Genomic DNA, 7,828 nt, shown 5'->3' with positions numbered 1-7,828 from the left:
TCGCGGTGTTCCTTCTCGATGTGCGAGGTCTTCGAGGACTCGCCCATGAAGAAGTAGACGAGGAAGCCGAGCGCGCAGCAGGCGGCCACGTAGACGTAGAACACCTCTTCCAGCCCGATGTTTTTCAGGCCGAGCGCGATGTACTCCGCGGTGCCGCCGAAGAGGGCCACCGTGATGGCGTAGGGGAAGCCCATGCCGAGCGCGCGGATCTCGGTGGGGAACAGCTCCGCCTTCACGATCGCGTTGATCGAGGTGTACCCGGAGACGACGACCAGCGCCCCCATCATGAGGAGGAAGGCGATGACGGGATCCGTGGTGCCCGCGAGGGTGCGGAACAGCGGGATCGTGATGACCGCGCCGAGGAAGCCGAAGGCGAGCAGGATCGGGCGTCGGCCGATCCGGTCGGAGAGCGCGCCGACGAGCGGTTGCAGCACGATGAAGATGAGCAGCGCGACGAAGTTGATGAGGCTCACGGTCTCCTTCTCGATCCCGGAGGTGTTCACCATGAACTTTTGCAGGTAGGTGGTGAAGGAGAAGAACGCGACCGTGCCGCCGATCGTGAGGCCCACGACCGTGGCAACGGCCTTCGGGTACTTCGCCACCGTGCGCAGGCTCCCCGCCGAGCTGCGCTGGGCGGTGCTCTGCCGCGTGAAGTGCGTGGACTCCTCCATCGTGCGGCGCAGCCAGAGAACGGCGAGCGCGCCGAGCGCGCCGATCGCGAACGGGATCCGCCACCCCCAGGAGCCCATCTGCTCGGCGGTGAGGAACTGCTGGAGGACGATCTGCACGCCGAGGGCGGTGAGCTGCCCGGAGATGAGGGTGACGTACTGGAAGCTGGAGTAGAAGCCGCGGCGGCCCGTGGAGGCCATCTCCGAGAGGTAGGTCGCGCTCGTGGCGTACTCGCCGCCGAGGGAGAGCCCCTGCAGGAGCCGGGCGAAGACCAGGATGATGGGGGCGGCCACGCCGATGCTGTCGAAGCCGGGGGTGCAGGCGATGATCAGGGAGCCCGCGGCCATGATCGTGATGGAGAGCGTGAGCGCGGCCTTGCGCCCGTGCCGGTCCGCGTAGCGGCCGAAGAAGAGGCTGCCGACGGGGCGCATCAGGAACCCGACGGCGAAGATGGCCGCCGTGTTGAGGAGCTGGCCGGTGAGGTTACCGCTCGGGAAGAACTCCGCCGAGAAGTAGATCGAGAAGGCCGCGTAGACGTACCAGTCGTACCACTCGATCAGGTTCCCCACGGAGCCCTTGAAAATGTTGCCCGCAACGCGGCGCTCCCGCTTGCGTTCTTCGATGCTTCTCGCCACGACTCCTCCTTGAGTGTGGGGAGGGGGTGTCCCTCCCGTGAGCCCGAGCGTAGGAAGCCGCGCCCGCCCGCGGCAATGCCGCGGCCCGCTTCTTAGCGGAGCCTAAGGTTTCGCGCATCGGCACCGCCCGGCAGGTGCCGCGGGGCTACGCTGGGCTCGTGACCCGCTCCTTCCTGCTGCGCAGCCACCTGCCGCTCGTGCCCGCCGACGCCTTCGACCTCTCGCTGAGCGTGGACGCACACCGCTTCTCGCTCGCCCACACGGGGGAGCGGGCGGTCGCCGGAGTCACCTCGGGGCGCTCGGCCCGGGCGGCACGCTCGTCGAGGACCGGCTGGCCTTCGCGGCGCCCTTCGGGGTGCTGGGCCGTGCGACGGAGACCCTCGTGCTCGAGCGGCACCTCCGTCGCACCATCGCGCTGCGAAACGAGCGGCTTGCCGCGCTGACGCGCGCCCAGGTCGCCGAGCTCATCGGGCGGGACCCGGACGAGCGATTGGCGGGGACGGAAAAGCCCCCGGCCGTGTAGAACGACCGGGGGCTTCGGCTGGTGCGCCGAGGCGCGATCCGGGTGCTTAGGCGTTGGCGGCCAGCACGTCGGCGACGGGGACGTAGTCCATGCCCAGTGCGTCGGCGACGCCCTGGTTGGTGATCTGACCCTTGTGCGCGTTGAGGCCCTTCGCGAGCGCCTCGTCAGCGGCCAGCGCCTTGACCCAGCCCTTGTCGGCGAGGGCGACGACGTAGGGGAGGGTGGCGTTGGTCAGCGCGGCGGTGGAGGTCTCGGGGACCGCGCCGGGCATGTTGGCGACACAGTAGTAGATGCTGTTGTGCACGGGGAAGGTGGGGTTGTCGTGCGTCGTGGGAACCGAGTTCTCGAAGCAGCCGCCCTGGTCGATCGCGATGTCGACGAGCACGGAGCCCGGCTTCATCTGCGCGACCATCTCGTCGGTGACGAGCTTCGGAGCCTTCTCGCCGGGGATGAGCACGGAGCCGATCACGAGGTCGGCCTCCTTGAGCGCCTCGGTGATGTTCATGGCGTTCGAGGTGCGGGTCTGGATGCCGCCGTTGAACTCGTCCTCAAGCTGCTTCAGGCGGGGGATCGCGATGTCGATGATCGTGACGTCGGAGCCCATGCCGTAGGCCACGCGAGCGGCCTGCTCGCCGGCTGCGCCGCCGCCGATGACGACGGTCTTGGCCTTGCGGGTCGCGGTCACGCCGCCGAGCAGCACGCCGCGGCCGCCGGCCGGCTTCATGAGGTGGTACGCGCCGATCTGCGCGGACAGGCGACCGGCAACCTCGGACATGGGGGCCAGCAGCGGCAGGCCGCGGTTGGCGAGCTGGACGGTCTCGTAAGCGATGGCGGTGGTGCCGGCCTTGACGATGGCGTCGGTGCAGGGGCGCGAGGCGGCGAGGTGCAGGTAGGTGAAGAGCACCTGGCCGTCGCGCATCTTGTCGTACTCGGCCTCGATGGGCTCCTTGACCTTGAGGATCATGTCGGAGTCGGCCCAGACCTGGTCCGCGGTGTCGACAATGGTGGCACCGGCGGCGACGTAGGCCTCGTCGGTGATGGCGGAGCCGATGCCGGCGCCCGCCTGGATCAGAACCTCGTGCCCGCGGCGGCTGAGCTCGAAAACGCCGCTTTCAGTGATCGCAACGCGGTTCTCGTTGTTCTTGATCTCGGTGGGAATACCGACGCGCATGTGTCGCTCCATCTGTGCTGGTGGTTGGTCCCGGGGCGAGTGCTTCGGCCGCGCGGATTCCCCCGTTATGCTCGAGGGGAAGCGCTGACCGCCCAGGTGTTCACTGTAAATTGTGCAACATATTCGTTTCCGATAGGAAATCGTAGAATTTTATGCGGAAATAGTCGATACTTGACCGGTAAGGCTTCGGAAAAGGCGGAGGAATGGGCGAACACACGAAGAATCTTCGAGGTGGCGAGAGCCTCGACGAGATCGACCGCGAGATTGTGGCGCAGCTCCAGTCGAACGGCCGCATGACCAACAGTGAACTCGCCGAACGCGTGGGCATCGCGGCGTCGACCTGCGTGGCCCGCGTCCGCAGCCTCGTGAGCCGTCGCGTCATCACCGGATTCACCGCCGCGGTGGACCCGGTCGCGCTCGGCGCGCACCTCCAGGTGCTCGTGAGCGTGACCATTCGGCCGGGTGCCCGCCAACAGATCTCCACCTTCAGCGACGAGCTCCGCGAGCTGCCCGAGGTGATGCAGCTGTTCTTCCTCGGCGGCGTCGAGGACTTCATTATCCAGCTCGCCGCACGAGACTCAGATCACGTCCGCGAGTTCGTGCTTGAGCACCTCTCCGCGCACTCCGCGGTGTCCTCGACCCGCACGAGCATCGTCTTCGCGCACCACTCCAACCCGATCCGCCCGATCTAGGCGCCGGTCGCCGCGGGGCGCGCCGGGTCCTGGGACCACTGCGACCAGGAACCGGGGAACAGCGCGGGCGCGAAGCCCGCGAGTTCCAGGGCCGTTGCGGTGGCCGCGGCGGTCACCCCCGAGCCGCAGTAGACGCCGACCGGGGTGCCGGGTGTCACGCCGAGCGCGGCGAAGCGTGCCCGCAGCTCCTCGGGGGAGCGGAACCGGCCCGAGCCGTCGAGGTTTTCGGCGGCGGGGGCGTTGCGCGCCCCCGGAATGTGCCCGGCCCGCGGGTCGATGGGCTCGGTCTCGCCGCGGAAGCGCTCGGGGGCGCGCGCGTCGAGCAGCACCCCGGCCTCGGGGAGCGCCGCCGCCTGGTCGATGCTGAGGCGGGGCAGCCGACCGGAGGTGAGCGTCACCGTGCCGGGCGGCGGGGTCACGAGCCCGGACTCGACGGGGTACCCGGCGTCGATCCAGGCGGGCAGCGCGCCGTCGAGCAGGAGGACCTCCGCCACCCCGGCGTCGCGGAGCAGCCAGCGCGCGCGGGCCGCGGCGAGGTTGCCGCCGCCGTCGTAGGCGACGACTCGGTCCCCGTCGTTGAGGCCCCAGCTCCGGGCCGCCGCCTGCAACGCCTCGGGGGCGGGCAGCGGGTGACGGCCGCCCTCGGCGCTCGCCGGTGCGGCGAGTTCGGTCTCCAGGTCAACAAAGACGGCCCCGGGCAGATGCGCCTCGCGGAACAGGCCGATGCCGGGCGGGCCGCCGAGGCTCCACCGCACATCGAGGACGCGGATCCGGTGCTCCGGCACGGCGAGCGCCGCGCGCAGCTCGGCGGCGCTGATCAGAATCGACACGGGGGACTCCTTCGTTCCGGCGCCACCGGGTGCGCGCCTGGGGGTTCGTGCGCCGGGGAGCGCGGGTGCGTTCCCGGCACGGCTTCATTGTTCCACAGCGGCTCGGGCTGAATCAGCCCCCGCGCTACGATGGGGCCATGACCGTTCCCCCTTCCCTCTGGACTCCCGAGGGCGATAACCTCGTGATCTCCGGTGAGAACGGGGAGGTCCTCAGCCAGCTGCCCGACGGGGCCTTCAACCTGATCTATCTCGACCCGCCGTTCAACACGGGTCGCATCCAGTCGCGGCCGCAGACCCAGTCCGTGCGCTCCGCGACCGGAACGCGCGTGGGCTTCCACGGGCGCAGCTACGAGACGATCCGCGGCATCGCCCTGAGCTACGACGACGCCTTCGCCGACTACTGGACGTTTCTGGAGCCCCGGCTGGAGGAGGCCTGGCGGTTGCTCGCCGACTCCGGCACGCTGTATCTGCACCTGGACTATCGCGAGGTGCACTACGCGAAGGTGCTGCTCGACGCCCTCTTCGGCCGCGAGTGCTTCCTGAACGAGATCATCTGGGCCTACGACTACGGCGCGAAGCCGAAGACCCGCTGGCCGTCGAAGCACGACACGATCCTCGTCTACGTGAAGGACCCTAAGAACTACACCTTTAATGCGGATGCCGTGGAGCGCGAACCCTACATGGCGCCGGGGCTCGTCACCGCCGAGAAGGCGGCCCGCGGCAAGATGCCAACGGATGTCTGGTGGCACACGATCGTCTCGCCGACCGGCAAGGAAAAGACGGGCTACCCGACGCAGAAGCCCCTCGGCATCCTGCGCCGCATCCTGCAGGCCTCCACGAACGAGGGCGACTGGGTGCTCGACTTCTTTGCCGGCAGCGGCACCACGGGCGCCGCGGCCGCCGCGCTGGGCCGCCGCTTCGTGCTCGTCGACGAAAACCAGGAGGCGCTGTCCGTGATGACCAAGCGCCTCGGCGAGCAGGCCCGTTTCGTCGTCGCCCCCGAAACGATTCGGGCAACCGGCTCCTAACGCGGGCCTTTTCCGTCGTTCTTTGTCAGAATGGAAGGCGCCGGGCGGGCCTGCGCGCGGCCCCGCCCCGAGCCGAGGAGTTCCCGTGGTCACAGCGCTCTTGATTGTTGACGTGCAGAACGATTTCACCGAGGGGGGTGCGCTCGGGGTGGACGGCGGCAACCGCGTCTCCGCGGGCATCACCGAACTCCTCGCCGCGCGGACCCCGGGGGAGGCGGCGGGATACGACCTCGTCGTCGCGAGCCGGGACTGGCACAACGCGGAGGGCGACAACGGTGGCCACTTCGCCGCGGCAGGAGCCGAGCCCGACTTCGTCACCACCTGGCCCCGGCACTGCGTGGCGGGCACGGTGGGCGCGGCCTATCACGAGGCCCTCGACGTGAACCGGATCGATGTGCACCTGCGCAAGGGCCAGGGCGTCCCCGACTACTCCGCCTTCCAGGGCGTTGACCCCTCGGGTCGCGCGCTCGCCGAGATCCTCCTCGAGGCGGGGGTCACGGCCCTCGACGTGGTCGGCATCGCCACCGACTACTGCGTGCGCGCCTCGGCCCTCGACGCGATCGAGGCCGGGCTCCGCGTCCGGGTCCTGAGCGACCTCGTCGCGGGCGTCGCCACCGAGTCGAGCGTCGCGGCGCTCAAGGAACTCGCCGGGGCGGGCGTCGAGATCCGGCAATCCTGAGCCGGGCGGGCCGGATGCCCGGGGTCCGGCCCGGGACGCGCGCTAGGGTAGAAGGGTGAATAACGCGCCAATTGGTCTTTTCGATTCCGGGGTGGGCGGGCTCACCGTGGCGCGAGCGATCCGGGATCTGCTCCCCAACGAGTCCCTCACCTACGTCGGTGACACCCAGAACTCGCCCTACGGGCCGAAGCCGATCGCCGATGTGCGACGCTACTCCCTGGAGGTCCTCGACCAGCTGGTCGAGCAGGGCGTGAAAGCCCTCGTGATCGCCTGCAACACGGCCTCCGCCGCGATGCTCCGCGACGCCCACGAGCGCTACGACATCCCCGTGCTCGAGGTCATCCAGCCCGCGGTGCGCAGCGCGATGTCGATCACGAGAAACGGCCGGGTCGGCCTCATCGGCACGGTCGGCACGATCAACTCCCGCGCCTACGACGACCTATTCAGCATGCGCCCCGAGATCTCCCTGACGACGCAGGCCTGCCCCCGCTTCGTCGAGTTCGTCGAGTCCGGGGAGACGACCGGGCCGGAGGTGCTGCGCATCGCCGGGGAATACCTGGAACCGCTCATCGCCCAGGACATCGATACCCTCGTGCTCGGCTGCACCCACTACCCCTTCCTCCGCGGCGCGATCTCCCAGATCGTCGGCCCCGAGGTCGCGCTCGTGTCGAGCGATATCGAAACCGCGAACGACGTCTACCGGCTGCTCACCGACCGGAACCTGCTTCGCGACAGCCCCCTGCCCCCGACCATTCGCTACGAGGCCACGGGCACCGACACCCGGGCCTTCAGCGAACTCGCCAACCGGCTCCTAGGCGTCGACGTGTCCCACGTCGACCACACCCCGACCGGCGTCATCGCGCTCCCGGGCACGCCCTAAGTCCGCACCCTGATTCATCCACACATCCCCGCACACAGATTGAGGCACTCCCCATGAGCGAAACGACCAGAGTCGACGGACGCACCGTCTCGGACCTCCGCCCCGTCACGATCGAGCGCGGCTGGTCCACCCAGGCCGAGGGCAGCGCCCTGATCTCCTTCGGCAACACGCGCGTGCTCTGCACCGCCTCCTTCACGAACGGGGTGCCCCGCTGGATGGCCGGCAAGGGCAGCGGCTGGGTCACCGCCGAGTACGCCATGCTGCCCCGCTCCACCAACGAGCGCATGGGCCGAGAGTCCGTCAAGGGCAAGATCGGCGGCCGCACCCACGAGATCTCGCGCCTCATCGGCCGCAGCCTCCGCGCCGTCGTTGACATGAAGGCCCTCGGCGAGAACACCATCGTCATCGACTGCGACGTGCTCCAGGCCGACGGGGGCACCCGCACCGCCGCGATCACGGGCGCCTACGTCGCCCTCGCCGACGCCCTCGCCTGGGGCCGCGAGCGCGGCTTCATCGCGAAGAAAGCCCAGCCGCTGAAGGACTCCGTCGCCGCGGTCTCCGTCGGCATCATCGACGGCGAGCCCATGCTCGACCTCGCCTACACCGAGGACGTGCGCGCCGAGACCGACATGAACGTCGTCGTCACCGGCTCCGGCGACTTCATCGAGGTGCAGGGCACCGCCGAGGGCGCGCCCTTCAACCGCGACGAACTGAACGCGAT

The 7,828-nt window shown here is 69.4% G+C and carries 9 protein-coding genes; 6 read left to right on the top strand and 3 right to left on the bottom strand.

All coding sequences use genetic code 11. The annotated features are described in order from the left end of the window. A partial coding sequence (locus OOT08_RS02840) for an MFS transporter (RefSeq protein WP_325091031.1) occupies window positions 1-1,304 on the bottom strand: 1,304 nt, incomplete at its 3' end. Between the two features lie 382 nt (window positions 1,305-1,686). Here OOT08_RS02840 and OOT08_RS02835 point away from each other — a divergent pair. Further along, the gene (locus OOT08_RS02835) at window positions 1,687-1,827 is read left to right on the top strand and encodes a hypothetical protein (protein ID WP_325091030.1); all 141 of its coding nucleotides are present in this window, start codon (window positions 1,687-1,689) and stop codon (window positions 1,825-1,827) included. Window positions 1,828-1,873: 46 nt separating this feature from the next. On the opposite strand, the gene ald is transcribed toward OOT08_RS02835, so the two are convergent. After that, window positions 1,874-2,998, bottom strand: coding sequence for an alanine dehydrogenase (gene ald / locus OOT08_RS02830; protein ID WP_325091029.1), 1,125 nt, complete (start codon window positions 2,996-2,998; stop codon window positions 1,874-1,876). A 203-nt stretch (window positions 2,999-3,201) separates the two neighbouring features. Here ald and OOT08_RS02825 point away from each other — a divergent pair, with 203 nt between their 5' ends. Further along, window positions 3,202-3,690 (top strand): Lrp/AsnC family transcriptional regulator, encoded by a 489-nt coding sequence (locus OOT08_RS02825; protein ID WP_325091028.1) that lies wholly within the window; start codon window positions 3,202-3,204, stop codon window positions 3,688-3,690. Here OOT08_RS02825 and OOT08_RS02820 read toward each other — a convergent pair. Further along, the gene (locus tag OOT08_RS02820; protein WP_325091027.1) at window positions 3,687-4,520 is read right to left on the bottom strand and encodes a sulfurtransferase; all 834 of its coding nucleotides are present in this window, start codon (window positions 4,518-4,520) and stop codon (window positions 3,687-3,689) included. The genes OOT08_RS02825 and OOT08_RS02820 overlap by 4 nt on opposite strands. Window positions 4,521-4,657: 137 nt before the next feature. Between OOT08_RS02820 and OOT08_RS02815 the strand changes: the two genes are divergently transcribed. The 4 genes from OOT08_RS02815 to rph form a co-directional block, all read left to right on the top strand. Then, window positions 4,658-5,548 (top strand): DNA-methyltransferase, encoded by an 891-nt coding sequence (locus OOT08_RS02815; RefSeq protein WP_325091026.1) that lies wholly within the window; start codon window positions 4,658-4,660, stop codon window positions 5,546-5,548. A gap of 85 nt (window positions 5,549-5,633) precedes the next feature. Continuing rightward, on the top strand, window positions 5,634-6,227 hold the full coding sequence (locus tag OOT08_RS02810) for an isochorismatase family protein (protein WP_325091025.1): 594 nt from the start codon (window positions 5,634-5,636) through the stop codon (window positions 6,225-6,227). Window positions 6,228-6,282: 55 nt separating this feature from the next. After that, window positions 6,283-7,107: a glutamate racemase gene (gene murI, locus OOT08_RS02805; RefSeq protein WP_325091024.1), complete on the top strand. Its 825-nt coding sequence runs from the start codon at window positions 6,283-6,285 to the stop codon at window positions 7,105-7,107. Between the two features lie 53 nt (window positions 7,108-7,160). After that, window positions 7,161-7,828, top strand: a 668-nt coding sequence (gene rph, locus OOT08_RS02800) for a ribonuclease PH (RefSeq protein ID WP_325091023.1), incomplete at its 3' end; no start/stop codon positions are given.

Source organism: Leucobacter sp. M11, from assembly GCF_035726885.1.
In the GTDB taxonomy this organism is placed as follows: Bacteria; Actinomycetota; Actinomycetes; order Actinomycetales; family Microbacteriaceae; genus JAPFRB01.
This window is presented reverse-complemented; position numbering and strand designations above follow the sequence as displayed.